Below are 19,046 nucleotides of genomic sequence, written 5' to 3' on the forward strand. Positions count from 1 at the left end.
TAATATTATTTTTCAATTTGACAATTTATTAAATAAAGTTTTTCCAATTATTGATGGCGATTTAGCGACAGTAATCCCAGATTCTTCCATTTTCTCAATCTTATCTTCAGCACCACCTTTTCCTCCTGAAATAATAGCTCCTGCATGACCCATTCTCCGTCCTGGAGGGGCCGTAATTCCTGCAATAAAACCAACAATAGGTTTTTTGATTTTGTGATTTTTAACAAATTCTGCAGCTTCTTCCTCTGCTGTACCCCCAATTTCTCCTATCATTAAGATAGACTCTGTTTCTTCGTCATTCAAAAACAAATCTAAACAATCAACAAAATTTGTTCCATTAATTGGATCACCTCCAATACCAATACAAGTTGATTGACCTAAACCATTTTCAGTTGTTTGTGCAACTGCCTCGTAAGTAAGTGTTCCAGATCTTGATACGATTCCAACTGATCCTCTTTTATGAATATTTCCTGGCATGATTCCAATTTTGCATTCATCCGGTGTGATTATTCCTGGACAATTTGGTCCAATCAATCTGCTCTTTGATCCATTTAATTTTTGTCTTACTTTAAGCATATCTTGAACTGGGATGCCTTCAGTAATGCAAACAATTAATTCCACTGATGCATCAATTGCTTCAATTATAGCTGCAGCAGCAAATTTAGCAGGTACATAAATCATTGTTGCATCTGCACCTACGCTATTTTTTGCTTCAACAACACTATTAAAAACAGGTCGATCTAAATGTTTTTGTCCACCTTTTTTAGGAGTTACTCCACCAACTAAATTAGTTCCATATTTTATTGCTTGTTCAGAATGAAAAGTGCCATGAGCACCCGTGAAACCTTGGCAAATTACTTTTGTTTTTTTATTTACTAAAACAGACATGTTATTTTATTGCCTCAACAATTTTTTTTGCTGCATCATCTAAATTTTCAGCTGATATTAATTTTAATCCTGAATTATCTAATATCTTTTTTCCCTCTTTAAAATTTGTTCCTGCAAGCCTAACAACTAGTGGAACATTAATGTTTATTTCTTTTGCTGCATCAACAACTCCTTGAGCAAGAACATCACATCTCATTATTCCACCAAAAATATTTACTAAAATTCCTTTAACATTTTTATCTGACAGAATTATTTTTAGAGCAGCAGAAACTTTTTCTTTTGAGGCTCCACCACCTACATCTAAAAAGTTAGCTGGCTCTTTTCCATATAATTTAATTATATCCATAGTTGCCATAGCTAATCCTGCTCCATTAACCATACAGCCAATACTTCCATCTAACTTAATGTAAGCTAGATCATGTTTACTTGCTTCTATCTCTGTTGGATCTTCTTCATTTAAATCTCTTAGTTCAATAATTTCTGGATGTCTAAATAAAGCATTAGAGTCGAAATTTACTTTAGCATCCAAACAGATTATTTTTTCTTCTTTAGTTAAAATTAGTGGATTAATTTCAACCATATTTGCATCTGTGTTTATAAACATTTGATAAATTGATTTTATTAGTGAAATTGCTTGTATTTTTGAACTGTTACTTAAGCTGAAGATCTTAACTATCTCCTCACAATCTTTATCTGAGATTTCATTATTTATATCAACTTTAGTTGTTATAATTTTTTCAGGAGTATTGCTTGCTACTTCCTCAATATCCATTCCACCTTGATCACTAGATATAAAAGCTATTTTTGAACTAGCTCTATCAACTAAACAAGATAAATAAAATTCTTTATCTATATTTGAAGACTCTTCTACATATAATCTTTTAACTTCTCTTCCCTCAGGACCTGTTTGGTGAGTTACCAAAATTTTTCCCATTAGTTCTTTTGCTGCTTCACTTAATTCTTCAATAGTGTCTAAAATTTTTACACCTCCTGCTTTACCTCTACCACCGGCATGGATTTGGGCTTTTAAAACATATTTTTTTGTATTTAATGATTTTGCTTTTTCTACTAATTCATCAACTGAAAGTGCGAATACACCTTCTGGAACAGTCGCACCATATTTCTTTAAAATTTGTTTTGCTTGATGTTCGTGAATGTTCATTATTACTTAGAAAGATCAGGATCTATTTTAGATGCTGCTTCCCAAAGAGCTTTAACTGCATCAATAGAATGCATAAATTCTTTTTTTTCTTTATCATCTAAATCAATTTGCTCAATTTTTTCCACCCCATCATTTCCGATAATAACTGGTACGCCCGCATAAACATTGTTCACACCATACTCTCCATTTAATTGAATTGCGCATGGTAGTAATTTTTTTTCATCTTTTAAATATGCCTCTGCCATCTGAACTCCTGATGCTGCAGGAGCATAAAATGCAGATCCTTTTTCAAGATATTTAACTATCTCAGCTCCACCATCTCTAGTTCTTTGATTTATTTCCTCTAATCTTTCTTGAGAAATTTTTCCCTCTTTTACCAAATCAAGTAAAGGTTTTCCTGAAACTTTTGTAAATCTAGGCATTGGCACCATAGTATCTCCATGTCCACCCATTACCATTGCATCTATTTCTTTTACTGGAACATTTAATTCTAAAGATAAAAATAATTTAAATCTTGAACTATCTAAAATTCCAGCCATCCCAACAACCTTGTTAGCCTGTAAACCAGAAAATTTTTGAAATGCCATAACCATGACATCCAAAGGATTAGTAATACATATAACAAAAGCGTTAGGAGCATTTTGCTTAATTCCTTCAGCTACTTGTTTAATAATTTTTAAATTAATCCCTAACAAATCATCTCTGCTCATACCTGGCTTTCTTGGTACTCCAGCAGTAATAATAATTACATCTGAGTCTTTAATATCTTTATAGTCATCTGTACCTGAAAATTTTACATTAAAACCATCTACTGATGAAGATTGGGCTATATCAAGCGCTTTTCCTTTTGCTATTCCGCTAGCGACATCAAACAAAACTACTTCATCTACTAACTCTTTTGTTCCAATTAAATGTGCTAACGTTCCGCCTATTTGACCCGCACCAATTAAAGATATTTTACTCATTTTTTTCCTTATTTCATTGTTGGCATTACAAATTCCGCATTTGAACGAATACCTGATGGCCATCTTGATGTTACTGTTTTTAATTTTGTATAAAATTTTATTCCTTCCATGCCATGCATCGCACTATCTCCAAATAAAGATCTTTTCCATCCTCCAAAACTATGAAATGCCATTGGAACCGGAATTGGAACATTAATACCAACCATGCCGACTTGAATTTTACTTGCAAAAGTTCTACCTGCATCTCCATCTCTAGTATAGATACTGACTCCGTTACCATACTCGTGATCATTAATTAATTTAGCTGCATCTTCAAAAGTTTTTACTCTAACAACTGAAAGCACTGGGCCAAATATTTCCTCTTTATAAACTCTCATATCTTTTGAAACATGATCAAACAAACAGCCACCAATATAAAAACCATTTTCATAACCTTGAAGTTTTAAGTTTCTACCATCTACAACCAGTTTTGCTCCTTCTTCAACACCAAGGTCTACATAGCTTTTAACTTTTTCTAAATGCTCTTTAGTAACTAAAGGTCCCATTTCAGATGTTTTATCCATGCCCGGACCAACTTTTAAAGCTTCAGCTTTTTTTGATAATCTTGAGACTAATTCGTCACCTATATCTCCTACAGCTACTGCAACAGATTGAGCCATACATCTTTCACCAGCAGAACCATACGCTGCACCCATTAATCCATTTACAGCTCCATCTAAATCACAGTCAGGCATAACTACTAAATGGTTTTTAGCTCCGCCTAATGCTTGAACTCTTTTTTCATTTTTAGCTGAGTTTTCATAAATATATTTAGCAATAGGAGTTGATCCTACAAAACTTACCGCTTTTACATCTTTGTTTTCTAGTATTGCATCAACCGACTCTTTATCTCCATTAATAACGTTAAATACTCCATCTGGAAGTCCTGCTTCTGTAAGTAGTTGTGCTAATTTAATTGCACATGAAGGATCTTTTTCGGATGGCTTAAGTATAAATGTATTTCCACACGCTATAGCTATTGGAAACATCCACATTGGAACCATTGCTGGAAAATTAAAAGGTGTAATACCTGCAACTACTCCTAATGGCTGTCTCATTGACCAGCTATCAACATTAGTTCCAACATTTTCTGAAAATTCACCTTTTAATAAATGAGGAATTCCACATGCAAATTCAACAACTTCTAACCCTCTAGTTAATGAGCCTTGTGCATCATCATAAACTTTACCATGTTCGGAAACTATTAATTTTGTAAGTTCATCAGAATTTTTTTCTATTAATTCTTTAAATTTAAACATTACTCTAGCTCTTTGAAGAGGAGGTTTTAATGACCAAGTTTCAAAAGCTTTTTTTGCAACTTCAACAGCTTTATCCAAGTCAGATTTTGAAGCAAGTCTTACTTCGGACTCTTGCTCTCCAGTTGCTGGATTATAGACTTTACCCTTTTTATCAGATGAACCAGGGATAATTTTTCCCCCAACAAAGTGCTCTATTAATTTCATGAATACGGTCTTTTAAATCAAAAAAGCTTGTTAGTCTATTTAAACATTAGCTGTAGCAATCATTTTTTTTAATTCAGCAATTGCTTTTGCTGGATTCAAGCCTTTTGGACAAGCATTTGTACAATTTAGAATAGTGTGACATCTATAAAGTTTTAATTCATCTGCAACTTTTTTTAATCTTTCTTCTCTTTCTTCATCTCTACTATCTATGATCCATCTATAAGCCTGAAGAAGAACTGCAGGACCTAGATATTTATCTCCATTCCACCAATAGCTCGGGCAAGATGTTGAACAGCACGCACACATAATACACTCATAGGCACCATCAAGTTTAGATCTTTCTTCTTTTGATTGTACTATTTCAGTCTTTTCTTTAGTTGAATTATTTTTTAACCAAGGCTCAATTGATTGATATTGTTTGTAAAGTCCATCAAGATCACCGATTAAATCTCTTTTAACTTTTAAGTGCGGTAAAGGATAAATATCTATATCACCATCGATTTCTGCATGAGGTGTAGTGCATGCAAGACCATTTTTACCTCCCATGTTCATAGCGCAAGATCCGCAAACTCCATGTGCACATGATCTTCTGTAAGCTAATGTTGGGTCAATTTCATTTTTTATCTTATTAAGAATGTCCAAAACTTTTGAAGGACAATTATCCATATCTACCTCATAGGAATCTAATCTTGGGTTTTCCTCTGTAGATGGATCCCATCTATAAACATTAACTTTTCTTAAATTTTTTGAACCAGTTTTATCTTGATAATATTTACCTTTAGTGACTTCAGAATTTTTAGGTAAATTTATTTGAACCATTAATACACTCTTTCTTGTGGAGGAAAGTATTGTACTTCATTAGTTAAAGTAGATTTGTGAACTTCTCTATAACTTATTTTTGTATTTTTGCCATCACACCAAGCTAATGTGTGTTGCATAAATTTTTCATCGTCTCTTTTTGGATAATCGTCTCTCGCATGAGCCCCTCTACTTTCTTTTCTATGGTATGCAGAATCTACTGTGGTTATAGCTTGTCTTATAAGATTATCGAATTCTAAAGTTTCTACTAGGTCAGTGTTAAATACTAAAGATCTATCTTTGACTGAAATAGAGTCCATTCCATCATAAGTTTTTCTGATTTCATCAACTCCTTCTTTAAGATTTTTTTCAGTTCTAAAAACTGCACATTTAGCTTGCATAGTTTTTTGCATAGCAAGTCTAAGATCTGCTGTACTGTTATCACCTTTTGCATTTCTAAGTTTATCAAATCTATCCAAACATTTTTGAGTTTCAGACTCACCAATTTCTTCATGGGGTGTTCCTGGCTTAACTAATTCAGCAGCTCTTTTTGCTGCAGCTCTACCAAACACTACTAGGTCAATAAGAGAATTAGAACCTAATCTATTAGCTCCATGAACAGAGACACATGCTGCCTCTCCAATTGCCATTAATCCAGGAACAGTTTTTTCAGAACCATTCACTGTTAGAACTTCTCCTTTATAATTTGTTGGAATGCCTCCCATATTATAGTGAACAGTAGGTACAACTGGAATTGGTTCTTTAGTAACATCAACATTTGCAAATAATCTTGCAGCATCAGTAATTCCTGGCAATCTGCTTTCAATAATTTCTTTATCTAAATGGCTTAGATTTAAATGAACATGATCTTGGTCTTTTCCAACTCCTCTTCCTTCGTTAATTTCAATAGACATTGATCTACTTACTACGTCTCTTGATGCTAAATCTTTTGCGTTAGGAGCATATCTTTCCATAAATCTCTCCCCTTTTGAATTTGTAAGGTAACCCCCTTCACCTCTAGCTCCTTCTGTTATTAAAGTACCATGACCATATATTCCTGTTGGATGAAATTGTACAAATTCCATATCTTGCAGAGGTAGGCCAGCTCTTAACACCATTGCATTTCCATCACCCGTACATGTGTGTGCTGATGTTGCTGAATAGTAAACTTTTCCATAACCCCCTGTTGCAACAATTACTGTATGTGCTCTAAATCTATGAATTGTTCCATCGTTTAGATTCCATGCTATTAATCCTTTGCACTCTCCATCTTTCATCAACAAATCTAAAGCAAAATATTCTATAAAAAATTCAGTGTTATGTTTTAAGGCTTGTCCATAGAGAGTATGTAATATTGCATGACCTGTTCTATCCGCTGCTGCACAAGTTCTTTGAACTATGCCATTACCATAATTTTTTGTCATTCCACCAAAAGGTCTCTGATAAATTTTACCTTCTTCAGTTCTACTAAATGGAACACCATATTTTTCTAACTCTATTACTGCTTTTGGAGCTTCTTTGCATAAGTACTCAATACTATCTTGATCACCTAACCAATCAGCACCCTTAACAGTGTCATACATGTGCCATCTCCAATCATCTTCGCCCATATTTCCTAAAGCAGCTGAAATACCACCTTGAGCAGCAGAAGTGTGACTTCTTGTTGGAAAAACTTTTGAAATACATGCTGTTTTTAATCCAGCCTCACTTAAACCTACAGCAGCTCTTAAACCAGATCCACCTGCTCCAAGAACAACAACATCATATTCATGATCAATAATTTTGTAAGAACTCATTAGTTAAGATTAAATAAAAAAATAATTGTTAATATTGGAATGATTATAGCAGAAATAAATAATAGTCTGTTTGCGACATATTTGATTTTATCATCAGCTATATAGTCTTCAAAAACCTCACTTATAGTTAATGAAGAAAAAAAATAAGCAAAAATAATAAACAAGCTAAATAAAAACTTAGAGGCTGGGGTAGTAAAAAATTTTACGACCTCTAAATAGTCATTGTCATAAACATTTACAAAATTAATAATAAACCAAAACATTAAAGGTAATAAAATTACAGATGATATCTTAAGGAAAACCCATTTTTTTGTTGCTAAATTCATATTAAATAAAATTTTTACCCATTAAATAAATCAAAATAGTTAATAGAAATGATCCAAAAATAACCATCAGACCTGATATACGAGTTGTTTGTAATTCAAAACCATAACCCATATCCATTATTAAATGTCTGACCTCACTTAACATTTGAAAACTAAAAGACCAAACTAATCCCAGAACAATAAATTTACCAAAAATAGAATTTAGAAATTGATTTATAAAATTGTAGTTTGCATCTCCTAAAGTTAATAAAGAAACCCAAATACAAATTAGTGTTATCGCAACGATATTAATAATTCCTGTTATTCGATGTGAAATAGATACTAGAGATGAGATGTGCCACCTATAAATCTGTATGTGTGGAGATAATGGATTTTTATTTTCCATAAAAATTATTTTTAATTAATGTTTCTGCAATCTCTACAGCATTTAGGGCTGCGCCTCTTAAAAGATTATCTGATACAATCCACATATTTAAACCATTAGTCACAGTTTTATCTTCTCTTATTCTTGAAATAAATGTTTCATCTTTTCCCTCAGCCTCTAAAGGCGTTGAATAACCTCCATCAGCTCTCTCATCAACTACTTTACAACCTTCAAAATTATCTAAAGCTTCTCTAACTTTTTCTAATGTAAAAGATTTTTCAAATTCTATATTAACCGCCTCTGAGTGAGAGACTAATACAGGCAATCTTACACAAGTAGCAGTTAGATCTATATCGTTATCTAAAATCTTTTTTGTTTCATTTGTCATTTTAAGCTCTTCTTTTGTATAGCCATCATCTGCAAATACATCTATGTGAGGAATAGCATTAAAAGCAATTTGTTTTGTAAAATTTTTAGATTCAACTTTAGTGTTCTGTAAAACTTGTTTTGTTTGTTCTATCAATTCATCCATTGGAGCTTTACCTCCCCCTGAAACAGATTGATATGTTGAAACAACTATTCTTTTAATTTTAAATAAATCATGCAAAGGTTTTAGTGCTATAACGAGTTGTGCAGTTGAGCAGTTTGGATTTGCAATAATATTTTTCTTTATATCGTTTAAATGATCTGAATTTACCTGAGGCACTATTAATGGAACATTCGGGTCCATTCTGTAAAAACTTGAATTATCAATTACCAAAGAATGCTTAGCTGCAATTTCAGCGAAATTTTCTGAAATTTTTCCTCCAGCTGCAAAAAAGGTAATTTTTACTTTTGAAAAATCAAAAGTTTCTAAATCGATTACTTCATGCTCGTTTCCATTAAAACTAATTTTAGATCCAGCACTTCTAGATGATGCTAATAAATATAAATTATCTATAGCAAGTTCTTTCTTTTCCAGAACTTCCAATATTTTTCTGCCAACATTACCAGTGGCTCCAACGATCGCTATATTCATGATTTTGTTGAAGTTTATACTAAATGAAAGGTAAATCGCAAACGTTTCCGTTACAAATATTACCGTTTATCTCAGCTTTAACGCTTTGAGATACTTCCCAATAAGACTTTTTCATCATGGCTATTCCTATAACTTTTCCAAAATGAGGAGAATAACACGCTGACCTCAATTCTCCGATAATATTACCATCTTCATCTTTAAGATCTAATGATCCTGACAGATTAATTTCTTTAGCATCAAACTTAATACCCATAAGTTTTTTTTTAATCCCATCTAATTTAACTCTTTTTAATTCTTCCTTTCCTAAAAAATTGATCTCACTATCTAATGAAACATATTGATCAAATCCACATTCTAGGGGGTTATCGTTATTATCAAAATCATTCCCATACGAAAGCAGTCCACTTTCAATTCTTTCAATTAAATTTGGGCAACCTGGTTTAACATTGAATTCTTTTCCTGCCTCAAATAGGTGGTCGTACAATTTCTGTCCTGATTTAGTATCTTGAACATATACTTCATATCCCCCTTGTTTTGACCATCCTGATCTAGCAATTAAATGCTGTACTCCTTCAAACTCGAAAAAGCTAAAACCAAAAAATTTTAGTTCTTTTATTATTTTTCCAAACACTTTCTCCATCAAGTCAAAAGATTTAGGGCCTTGAACAGCAATAATATCAACAACTGGTTCAATAATTTTAACATCAAATTTATACCCAGATGCCAAACCTTTTGCAAAAAAAATTACATCTGAGTCAGCAATCGATATCCACCATTTATCTTCTGCTAATTTTAAAACTACTGGATCGTTCACTAAATTTCCTAACCCATCAATAATTGGACAATAATAACATCTTCCAATTTTCGATTTTGACAAATCTCTACAAGTCATCAACTGAACAAGTTTTGCAGAATCTTTTCCTTGAATTTCAACTTGTCGTTCAGCTGCAACATCCCAAACTTGAACATCTTTTTTTAAGTGCTCATAAGAGTCTGCAATAGATCCAAATGCAGCAGGTAACAACATATGATTATAGACTGTGTAAGCGGTTACGCCCTGTTTTTCTATTCTGGAAGTATAGGGAGTACTTCTAAGTCTTCTAGATTTTGCTATTGAATAATTTTTCATTTTTGTAAAAATTCCAAAACCTTTTCTCGTATTTCAAAAGCTTTTTCAATCATTATCATATGACCACATCCATTAACTACATGAGTAGTTGAATTATCAACCATATTTGCGAATTTTTTTCCAATCTCAATGTTAACCATTTTGTCTAATGCACCAAAGACAAACATTGTAGCACAATCAATTGTTTTGACGGCATTTGACCCATTCATATAATTGTTACAAGCAACAAGATCTACCCCCAAAATTTCACTAATATCTTTTGGAGATTGGATTATTCTTTTAATAGGATTTCCACCTATAAATTTTTTTGAACCTTCGTAACACCACTTCATCATTAGTTTAACAGCATCTGTATCCCCATTTAATGCTAAGTCTATTAAGTCTCTATTTACAGGCATTTTATAAGATCCCCCTATAAAGACTAATTTTTTTAATCTACTTCTATATTTATTTGAGTATTCAAGCATCTCCAAACATCCTTGGGAGTGACCAATCAAAATAACTTTCTCTAATTTTAATTTCACAAATACTTTTTCTAACCAGTCAGCAATCTCTTCAATTGTGTGAAGACAAGGACCCTCTGAATTACCATGTCCAGGCAAATCAATTGATAATACATTAAAGTTTTTGTTAGAAAAAAATTGCTCAACTAAAGACCAAACGATATGTGAAAGACCACTACCATGAAGAAAAATAATAGTTTCTTTTTTATGATCTAATTCTCGTCCAGCATTTGATGCATGAACACTTTTATTTTCTAGTTCGAATATCAAATAAATTCCTAAAACTGTTTTCTTAATTCAAATTTCTGAATTTTTCCTGTTGATGTTTTTGGCAATTCACAAAAAATAACTTGTTTAGGTACTTTAAACCCTGCTAAGGTTTCTTTGCAAAAGTCTATTAATTCTTTTTCTGTAGTCGGTTTATCTTGAATCATTTCTATAAATGCACAAGGAACTTCTCCCCATTTTTCATCAGGTTTTGCAACTACCGCAGCAATGGATACTGATGGATGTTTTGCAAGTGTATTTTCAATTTCAATAGATGAAATATTTTCACCTCCAGAAATAATAATATCTTTAGATCTATCCTGAATCTTAATATATCCATCTGGGTGCATTACTGCTAAATCACCTGTATGGAACCAGCCACCAGCCATTGCTTTGTCGGTTGCGGCTTTATCCTTGAAGTAGCCTTTCATTACAATATTTCCTCTAATCATGATTTCACCAATGGTTTTTCCATCTTGTGGAACTTCTTTCATTGTTTCAGGATCCATTACTGTTACTCCTTCAGTATTTGGATATCTGACACCTTGTCTTGCTTTAATTTCGTTCTGTTTATCTTCATCAAAACTATTCCACTCATCATTCCAAGAACACTGTGTGACGTGACCATAAGTTTCTGTTAAGCCATAAACATGCATTACCTCAAAACCAAGATCTTTCATTTTTTTAAAAATTATACTTGGTGGAGGAGCTCCTGCTGTTAATACATAAACCTTGTTTTTAAGTTTTTTTCGATCAGCTTCTGGGGCTCCTGTAATCATGTTTAATATAATTGGCGCACCACCAAAATGAGTTACGTTATACTTATCTATTAGTTCAAAGATTTTTTTAACATCTATGTTCCTAAGACAAACAGTTCTTCCATTCAACATTGGGATAGTCCAAGGATAACACCAGCCATTGCAATGAAACATAGGGACAATTGTAAGGAAATTAAGCCTATTTGGCATATTCCAAGCAACCGAACTTCCAGTAGACATCAAGTATGCACCTCTATGATGATAAACAACTCCCTTGGGATTTCCTGTTGTTCCTGAAGTATAGCTTAAAGATATAGCTTGCCATTCATCTTCTGGCATTTTCCAATCATAATTTTCATCACCTGTATTTAAAAAATCCTCATATTCCAGATCACCAATTTTTTCTAACTTCGACTGATCTGCATGTTTATCATTTATGTCTATGACAATAATTTTTTTATTAATTTTTTTTAAAGCTTTTTTTACTTCTACATGAAGCTGTCTATCTACAACTAATACTTTGGCTTCACTATGATCTAAAATATAAGCTATAGTGTTTGCGTCTAATCTGACATTGATAGTGTTTAGAACCCCACCTGTCATTGGAACTGAATAATGTGCCTCAAAAATTTCAGGAGTATTAAATGCTAAAAATGAGACAGTGTCCCCTTTACTAATTCCAATTTTTGACAATGCACTCGCAAATTTTACAGCTCTTTGATAAACTTCAATCCATGTATATTTTCTATCTTCATAAACTATTGCCTCATAATTAGGGTAAACATCTTTAGCTCTTTCTAAAAATGTTAATGGAGTAAGAGGAATATGATTGGCTTTATTTTTGTCTAAATTTGTATCGTAACTACTCATGATTAATTAAATTTAAAATTCATTATATTTGCACTTCCAGATATTGCAGATTTGTAATGAAATTCAGCTCTTGGTAAAACTTTATCAAAATAAAATTTCGCTGTGTTTATTTTATCCTCATAAAACTCTTTGTTAGTTTCATAATCAGTAAAACTTACTTCGAGTACCTTAATCCACGAATATGCTATTGATACATAGCCAAGCGTTTTTAAATAATCATTTGCAGCTGCGCTAACATCGTCTTTTTCAATTTTAATTTTATCTTCAATCCAACCTGTAAATTTATGCAAAATATCTAAGTAATAATTTAACTCTTTAGTATATGATTTCACTTTCTCATTTTTGCTATCACATTCACTTTTAACCATATCTAAAAATTTTTGAACAATATTTCCATTTTTATTTGAAAGTTTTCTAAAAACTAAATCAGCTGCTTGAACCGAATTTGTTCCTTCATAGATTGGAGTAATTCTATTATCTCTATATAATTGTTCAATTCCTTGATCTTTTGTGTATCCATACCCTCCATGAATTTGCATAGCATCATTAGTTATTTCCATTGCTAAATCAGTAAATAATGATTTTACAACGGGGGTCATTAGGGAAACATAATCAGAAGCCTCTTGTTTAATTTTATCATCTGGATGATAAAGACTAACCTCTGTTTGTTGTGAGAGCCAAAAACAAAGAGCTCTTTCTCCCTCAATTATAGATTTCATATTTAATAATGATTTTCTTATATCCGCATGTTCAATTATAAAATCTGCTCCATTTGTAGATTTTGTATTATTAGTTTTTCCTTGTTTTCTCTCTTTAGCGTAAGCCAAAGAATTTTGGTATGCTATCTCTGAAATACCTAAGCCTTGAATGCCAACAACAATTCTCTCTAAATTCATCATTGTAAACATAGCATTAAGACCCTTGTCTTTTGAACCAATCATGTAACCTGTTGCCTCATCAAAATTTAAAACACATGTGGCTGATCCTTTGATACCCATTTTACTTTCAATAGATCCTGTCGATATTCCGTTTCTTTGACCTATGGCTCCATCTTCATTTACAACAAATTTTGGAACTAAAAATAAACTTATACCTTTCGTTCCGGCTGGAGAGTCTGTTGATCTTGCTAAAACTAAATGAATTATATTTTCAGTTAAATCATGGTCACCTGATGTAATAAATATTTTTTGACCACTAATTTTGTAAGTGCCGTCAGATTGTTGGGTGGCTTTTGTTTTTAATAATCCCAAATCTGTTCCACAAACTGGTTCCGTTAAACACATCGTACCACTCCATTTGCCCTCAACTATTTTTGGCAAATATTTGTCTTTAATTTCTTTAGGCGCATGATGATTAATACAGTTGTAAGCTCCAATGCTTAGTTCACTATATAATTTAAAAGATAAACTTGCTGACGAAAGCATTTCATCAAAGAATGCACTAACTGTTTTTGGCATGCCCTGCCCACCATATTTTGGATCACATGATAATGAGGTCCACCCATCTTCTATGTATTTTTGGTAAGCCTCTTTATATCCTGGAGGGGTTCTAACTACTCCATTTTCTAAAATAGCAGGATTTTCATCTCCTATTTTTGCAAGAGGTAAAATTAAATTTTGGTTAATTTTTGCTGCTTCTTCTAAAATATCTTTAACTAGATCTGAACTGACTTCGTTATATTTTTCAAGTTCATTATAATTTTTGTTATCTCTTAATTTTTCAAAGAGAAATAACATGTCATCAACAGGTGCTGTATAATTTGGCATTCGGGAACTTTAGAATAATTCTAGAATTATTGCAATTTTGAAATTATCGCGTCACCCATTTCAGAAGTTGAGGTCTCTTTCATACCTTCAGACAGAATATCTTTTGTTCTAAGACCATCATTTAGTACGTCTTGAACTGCTTTTTCCAAAGCATCTGCTTCATTATCTAGATCTAATGAATATCTAAGAGCCATTGCAAAACTTAATATTGATGCAATCGGATTTGCTATTCCTTTGCCTGCAATATCTGGTGCTGATCCATGAATAGGCTCATACATAGCTCTCATTTCACCATCTTTGTTTTTTGCACCCAAAGATGCAGATGGCAGAAGTCCTAAAGATCCTGTAAGCATTGAAGCTTGATCTGAAAGCATGTCACCAAATAAATTGTCAGTCACTATCACGTCAAATTGTTTTGGGTTTCTTAAAAGCTGCATTGCACAATTATCAGCAAGCATATGGCTTAATTCCACGTCTTTATATTCTTTGTCGTGAAGCTCTTGAACTTCTTCTTTCCAAAGCTGACCCGCTTCCATTACATTTGATTTTTCACACGAAGTAACTTTGTTAGATCTTTTTTTAGCTAAATCAAAAGCAATTCTTGCTACTCTAGTAATTTCGCTAGTTGTGTATGTGTGAGTATTAATTCCTTTTCTCTCACCATTATCTATTGGTTTAATTCCTCTTGGCTCGCCAAAATATATTCCACCAGTCAATTCTCTTACTATCATTATATCTAATCCTGATACGATTTCTGGCTTTAATGTTGATGCATCAACTAATTGTTCAAAACAAATAGCAGGTCTTAAATTTGCAAATAATTTTAATTCTTTTCTAAGTTTTAGTAATGCTCTTTCAGGTTTTTTTGAAAATTCTAAATTATCCCATTTAGGACCTCCAACAGCCCCTAGCATAATCACTTCACTTTCTAAAGCTTTGTAAAATACTTCATCGGTTATAGGTGTTCCATGTTTATCATACGAACAACCACCGGCTAGATCTTCATCTATTTCAAAATCTAAAGATTTGTTATCATTAAACCAATTAATAATTTTTTTTACTTCACCAATAACTTCGGGGCCAATACCATCACCTGGCAATAAAAGTATTTTTCTTTTTTTAACTTTAATCATTAAAAATCCATGGTTTTTGATTTTTTAGATTTGTTTCAAAGTTTTCAATTTTATCTGACTTTTTTAAAGAAAGAGCAATATCATCTAATCCTTCAAGCAGACACTTTTTCTTAAACGGGTCTACATCAAACTTAATTTCGTTATTTCCATAAACTATTTTTTCATGATTTAAATCAACTGAAATTTCCTCTTTTCTGTTTGCATATTCTGATAATTCTTTAATTTTTTCTTCTTCTAGAATTATAGGTAAAATTCCATTTTTAAAACAATTACTATAAAATATATCTGCATAACTAGAGCTGATCACACAAGTTATCCCAAAATCTAATAGTGCCCAAGGTGCATGCTCTCTTGAAGAGCCACATCCAAAATTTTTTCCTGCAATTAGAATTTTTGAACCATTGTAAGGATTTTGATTTAAAATAAAGTCACTAATTTCTTTACCTTGATCATCATATCTCATTTCAAAGAATAAATTTTTTCCAAGTCCAGTTCTTTTAATTGTCTTTAAAAACTGTTTTGGAATAATCATGTCTGTATCAATATTTACTATCGGTAGATATGCAGGCACACTTTTTAATGTATTAAATTTTTGCATTAGTTTTGATACTTCCTCACATCATCTAGGCTTCCAGATATTGCTGCTGCTGCTGCCATACCAGGACTAACTAGATGAGTTCTGCCACCTCTTCCTTGTCGTCCTTCAAAATTTCTGTTTGAAGTAGAGGCACATCTTTCTTCAGGTTTTAATTTATCAGCATTCATTGCTAAACACATTGAACAACCTGGCTCTCTCCATTCAAAACCAGAGTTTACAAATATTTTATCTAAACCTTCTTGCTCAGCTTGCTCTTTTACTAAACCAGAGCCTGGCACAACCATTGCATTCACATGTGATGATATTTTTTTATCTTTTAAAATTTTAGCTGCTTCTCTTAAGTCTTCTATTCTGCCATTTGTACAACTTCCTATAAATACTTTATCTATTTTAATGTCTTTAGCAGCCATATCTGGTTTTAAACCCATGTACTTTAAAGCTCTTTCAATAGAATTTTTTTTATCCTCATCACTTTCACTTTGAGGGTTAGGAACTTTGTCATCTATAGTAATTACATCTTGAGGAGAAGTCCCCCAAGTAATCATTGGTAAAATTTCACCTGCATTTAAACTCAACTCTTGATCAAAACTTGCATCTGCATCCGTTTGAAGAGTATTCCAATAATTTAAAGCTTTTTCCCAATTATCTCCTTTTGGAGACATAGGTTTTCCTTTTAAGTAATTAAATATTTTTTCGTCTGGTGCTATTAAGCCTGCTCTTGCTCCACCTTCTATTGTCATATTGCATATAGTCATCCTTTGCTCAACACTTAAGGATCTAATTAGATCACCGGCATATTCAATGACTGAACCTGTTCCACCAGCTGTTCCAATTTTTCCAATAATTTGAAGTATTACATCTTTTGATGTCACACCTAAAGGTAATTGACCATTAACATTTATTCTAAAATTTTTTGCTTTTTTTTGAACTAGTGTTTGTGTTGCCAAAACATGTTCAACTTCAGATGTCCCAATGCCAAATGCTAGTGACCCAAAAGCACCGTGTGTTGCTGTATGACTATCACCGCAAACTATTACTGTTCCAGGTTGAGTAAAACCTTGTTCAGGTCCAATTATATGCACTATCCCTTGACGTTTGTCATCCATTCCAAAAAGTTGAACTCCAAATTCTTTACAGTTAGACTCTAATGTATCAACTTGTATTTTAGACTCTGCATCAGCTATTCCTTTTGTTCTATCTGTCGTAGGTACATTGTGATCTGCTACAGCTAAAGTTAAATTAGGGTGTCTAACTTTTCTATTTGAATTTCTTAAACCTTCAAAAGCTTGAGGGCTTGTTACTTCGTGAACTAAATGTCTATCAACAAATAATAAGGCTGTTCCATCATCTTGTTGATCAACCAAGTGATCATTCCAAATTTTATCGTAAAGAGTAGTGGACATTGAAAAAAAAATTATTTTTTTTCTGAAGGGCTTTCTGATTTTGGTTCTTCTTTTGAAGCCTCTTCTGCTGGAACTTTTGCAGCTGGTGCTGCTTCTACTGCTGGAGTTTCTTCTTTAGGAGCTTCTGCAACTGGTGCAACGTTTTCTTCTGTTACAGTCTCAGGTTTTGCATCAACATCTATCCCAATTTTCTTTCTTATTTTTTCTGCAATTCTTGCTGATTTACCAGTTCTATCTCTTAAGTAGTAAAGTTTAGCTCTTCTTACTTTTCCTGATCTTATTACTTTAATTGAATCTATAAGTGTTCCATATAATGGGAAAGTTCTTTCAACACCTTCTCCAAAAGAAATTTTTCTAACTGTAAAAGAAGAATTTAAATCTCTACTTTTTTTAGCAATACAAACACCTTCAAAATATTGAATTCTTTCTTTTTTACCTTCTGTAATTCTAACACCAACTTTAACTACATCTCCTGGATAGAAATCTGGAATTTTTTTCTCTGATAGTATTTTTTTAACGTTGTGTTGGTTTATTTCTTCAATTGTTTTCATATCAATATTTATCAAGTTAATTCTTCTTATATTTTTGCCATAAATCTGGTCTTCGGACGCGTGTTATAGCCTCAGATTGAGATAAACGCCAGTCTTTAATTTTACTGTGATCACCAGATAATAGTACTTCTGGAACAGCTTTTTCCTCCCAAATTTGAGGTTTTGTGTATTGTGGGTACTCCAATAAACCATTTTCAAAACTTTCTTCAACCCTAGAGTTTTCATTGCCCAAAACTCCAGGCAAAAGTCTTAATATGCTGTCAATCACAACAAATGCTGCTGTTTCTCCTCCTGATAAAATATAGTCTCCAATACTTATCTCCTCTATGTTTCGAGTAGATAGCACTCTTTCATCAACACCTTCAAAATGACCACAAATGAAAGATACCGATTTCTCATTTGATAATTCTCGAGCATAATTTTGATCAAATTTTTTACCTTTTGGTGATAAATAAATTACTTTTTCACCTTCAATTTTATTTTTATCTAAAGATTTTGCTAGAATATCTGCTTTTAAAAGCATCCCAGAACCTCCTCCATAGGGAGTGTCATCAACTGTTTTGTGTTTGTCTTCAGCTGCATCTCTAATGTTTACAATATTTAAATTCCATAAATTTTTAGATAAAGCTTTTCCATATAGGCCTTTTGATAAAGGCCCAGGAAAAACTTCTGGATAAAGTGTAAACACTTGAGCTTGCCACATAAATAATTTTTTAAATTATTTTTGTTCTTCTTTAGGAGCCTCTGCTGCTGGTGCCGCTTCTGCTGCTGGAGCTTCTTCTTTAGGAGCCTCTGCTGCTGGTGCCGCTTCTGCTGCTGGAGCTTCTTCTTTAGGAGCCTCTGCTGCTGGTGCCGCTTCTGCTGCTGGAGCTTCTTCTTTAGGAGCCTCTGCTGCTGGTGCCGCTTTAGGAGCTGCTGGAGCTTCTTCACCTTCTTTTTTTCTCTCTTTTTTTGGAACAGCTTTTTTAGGATTGTTACCATTTGCAGGCATTGGCATTAATTCGTTTTCACCTAAAATTCTAGCAACTCTAGTTGTTGGTTGAGCACCTTGACCTAACCAATACTTAATTCTTTCAGCTTCAAGACCAACTCTTTCTTTTTTATCTTTAGGTAAAAGAGGATTAAAAAATCCCACTTTCTCAATAAATCTTCCGTCTCTTGCGAAACGACTATCTGCTACAACAACTTTGTAAACGGGTCGTTTTTTTGTTCCACCTCTTGATAATCTTAGTTTTAACATTCTTTCTCC

19 protein-coding genes are annotated in these 19,046 nt (G+C 32.8%); all 19 read right to left on the reverse strand.

Annotated features, from left to right (window positions below; all coding sequences use genetic code 11):
- Positions 1 to 12 precede the first annotated feature (12 nt).
- The 19 genes from sucD to rpsP are packed head-to-tail and all read right to left on the reverse strand — an operon-like array spanning position 13 to position 19,037.
- The gene (sucD, locus tag Q0X98_RS00845; RefSeq protein ID WP_297680521.1) at positions 13 to 888 is read right to left on the reverse strand and encodes a succinate--CoA ligase subunit alpha; all 876 of its coding nucleotides are present in this window, start codon (positions 886 to 888) and stop codon (positions 13 to 15) included.
- Position 889: 1 nt separating this feature from the next.
- Positions 890 to 2,050 (reverse strand): ADP-forming succinate--CoA ligase subunit beta, encoded by a 1,161-nt coding sequence (gene sucC, locus Q0X98_RS00850; protein ID WP_297680523.1) that lies wholly within the window; start codon positions 2,048 to 2,050, stop codon positions 890 to 892.
- Between the two features lie 2 nt (positions 2,051 to 2,052).
- On the reverse strand, positions 2,053 to 3,015 hold the full coding sequence (gene mdh, locus Q0X98_RS00855) for a malate dehydrogenase (protein ID WP_297680525.1): 963 nt from the start codon (positions 3,013 to 3,015) through the stop codon (positions 2,053 to 2,055).
- Positions 3,016 to 3,023: 8 nt separating this feature from the next.
- Positions 3,024 to 4,517 (reverse strand): CoA-acylating methylmalonate-semialdehyde dehydrogenase, encoded by a 1,494-nt coding sequence (locus tag Q0X98_RS00860; RefSeq protein WP_297680527.1) that lies wholly within the window; start codon positions 4,515 to 4,517, stop codon positions 3,024 to 3,026.
- 39 nt (positions 4,518 to 4,556) lie between these two features.
- Positions 4,557 to 5,336: a succinate dehydrogenase iron-sulfur subunit gene (locus Q0X98_RS00865; protein ID WP_297680529.1), complete on the reverse strand. Its 780-nt coding sequence runs from the start codon at positions 5,334 to 5,336 to the stop codon at positions 4,557 to 4,559.
- On the reverse strand, positions 5,336 to 7,111 hold the full coding sequence (gene sdhA / locus Q0X98_RS00870) for a succinate dehydrogenase flavoprotein subunit (RefSeq protein WP_297680531.1): 1,776 nt from the start codon (positions 7,109 to 7,111) through the stop codon (positions 5,336 to 5,338). Before sdhA ends, Q0X98_RS00865 begins: the two co-directional genes overlap by 1 nt.
- Entirely contained in the window at positions 7,111 to 7,437 is a 327-nt protein-coding gene (sdhD, locus tag Q0X98_RS00875; RefSeq protein ID WP_297680533.1) for a succinate dehydrogenase, hydrophobic membrane anchor protein, read from the reverse strand. The genes sdhA and sdhD overlap by 1 nt, the downstream gene beginning before the upstream one ends.
- A gap of 1 nt (position 7,438) precedes the next feature.
- On the reverse strand, positions 7,439 to 7,822 hold the full coding sequence (gene sdhC / locus Q0X98_RS00880) for a succinate dehydrogenase, cytochrome b556 subunit (RefSeq protein WP_297680535.1): 384 nt from the start codon (positions 7,820 to 7,822) through the stop codon (positions 7,439 to 7,441).
- Positions 7,812 to 8,819, reverse strand: coding sequence for an aspartate-semialdehyde dehydrogenase (locus Q0X98_RS00885; protein WP_297680536.1), 1,008 nt, complete (start codon positions 8,817 to 8,819; stop codon positions 7,812 to 7,814). Before Q0X98_RS00885 ends, sdhC begins: the two co-directional genes overlap by 11 nt.
- Positions 8,820 to 8,838: 19 nt before the next feature.
- Entirely contained in the window at positions 8,839 to 9,948 is a 1,110-nt protein-coding gene (locus Q0X98_RS00890) for a dimethylsulfoniopropionate demethylase (protein ID WP_297680538.1), read from the reverse strand.
- Positions 9,945 to 10,721 (reverse strand): alpha/beta hydrolase, encoded by a 777-nt coding sequence (locus Q0X98_RS00895; protein ID WP_297680540.1) that lies wholly within the window; start codon positions 10,719 to 10,721, stop codon positions 9,945 to 9,947. Before Q0X98_RS00895 ends, Q0X98_RS00890 begins: the two co-directional genes overlap by 4 nt.
- 8 nt (positions 10,722 to 10,729) lie before the next feature.
- Entirely contained in the window at positions 10,730 to 12,346 is a 1,617-nt protein-coding gene (locus Q0X98_RS00900) for a long-chain-fatty-acid--CoA ligase (protein ID WP_297680542.1), read from the reverse strand.
- 2 nt (positions 12,347 to 12,348) lie between these two features.
- Complete coding sequence (locus Q0X98_RS00905) at positions 12,349 to 14,112, reverse strand: acyl-CoA dehydrogenase family protein (RefSeq protein WP_297680544.1); 1,764 nt, start codon at positions 14,110 to 14,112, stop codon at positions 12,349 to 12,351.
- Positions 14,113 to 14,138: 26 nt separating this feature from the next.
- The gene (gene leuB / locus Q0X98_RS00910) at positions 14,139 to 15,245 is read right to left on the reverse strand and encodes a 3-isopropylmalate dehydrogenase (protein WP_297680546.1); all 1,107 of its coding nucleotides are present in this window, start codon (positions 15,243 to 15,245) and stop codon (positions 14,139 to 14,141) included.
- Positions 15,238 to 15,843 (reverse strand): 3-isopropylmalate dehydratase small subunit, encoded by a 606-nt coding sequence (gene leuD, locus Q0X98_RS00915; protein WP_297680548.1) that lies wholly within the window; start codon positions 15,841 to 15,843, stop codon positions 15,238 to 15,240. Before leuD ends, leuB begins: the two co-directional genes overlap by 8 nt.
- Complete coding sequence (gene leuC, locus Q0X98_RS00920) at positions 15,843 to 17,246, reverse strand: 3-isopropylmalate dehydratase large subunit (protein WP_297680550.1); 1,404 nt, start codon at positions 17,244 to 17,246, stop codon at positions 15,843 to 15,845. Before leuC ends, leuD begins: the two co-directional genes overlap by 1 nt.
- A gap of 11 nt (positions 17,247 to 17,257) precedes the next feature.
- Positions 17,258 to 17,797 (reverse strand): 50S ribosomal protein L19, encoded by a 540-nt coding sequence (gene rplS / locus Q0X98_RS00925; RefSeq protein WP_320415249.1) that lies wholly within the window; start codon positions 17,795 to 17,797, stop codon positions 17,258 to 17,260.
- A 16-nt stretch (positions 17,798 to 17,813) separates the two neighbouring features.
- Positions 17,814 to 18,500: a tRNA (guanosine(37)-N1)-methyltransferase TrmD gene (gene trmD, locus Q0X98_RS00930; RefSeq protein WP_297680552.1), complete on the reverse strand. Its 687-nt coding sequence runs from the start codon at positions 18,498 to 18,500 to the stop codon at positions 17,814 to 17,816.
- Positions 18,501 to 18,515: 15 nt separating this feature from the next.
- Positions 18,516 to 19,037: a 30S ribosomal protein S16 gene (gene rpsP, locus Q0X98_RS00935; protein ID WP_297680554.1), complete on the reverse strand. Its 522-nt coding sequence runs from the start codon at positions 19,035 to 19,037 to the stop codon at positions 18,516 to 18,518.
- Between the last annotated feature and the right edge of the window lie 9 nt (positions 19,038 to 19,046).

This window comes from uncultured Candidatus Pelagibacter sp. (genome assembly GCF_943788075.1).
Taxonomy (GTDB): domain Bacteria; phylum Pseudomonadota; class Alphaproteobacteria; order Pelagibacterales; family Pelagibacteraceae; genus Pelagibacter.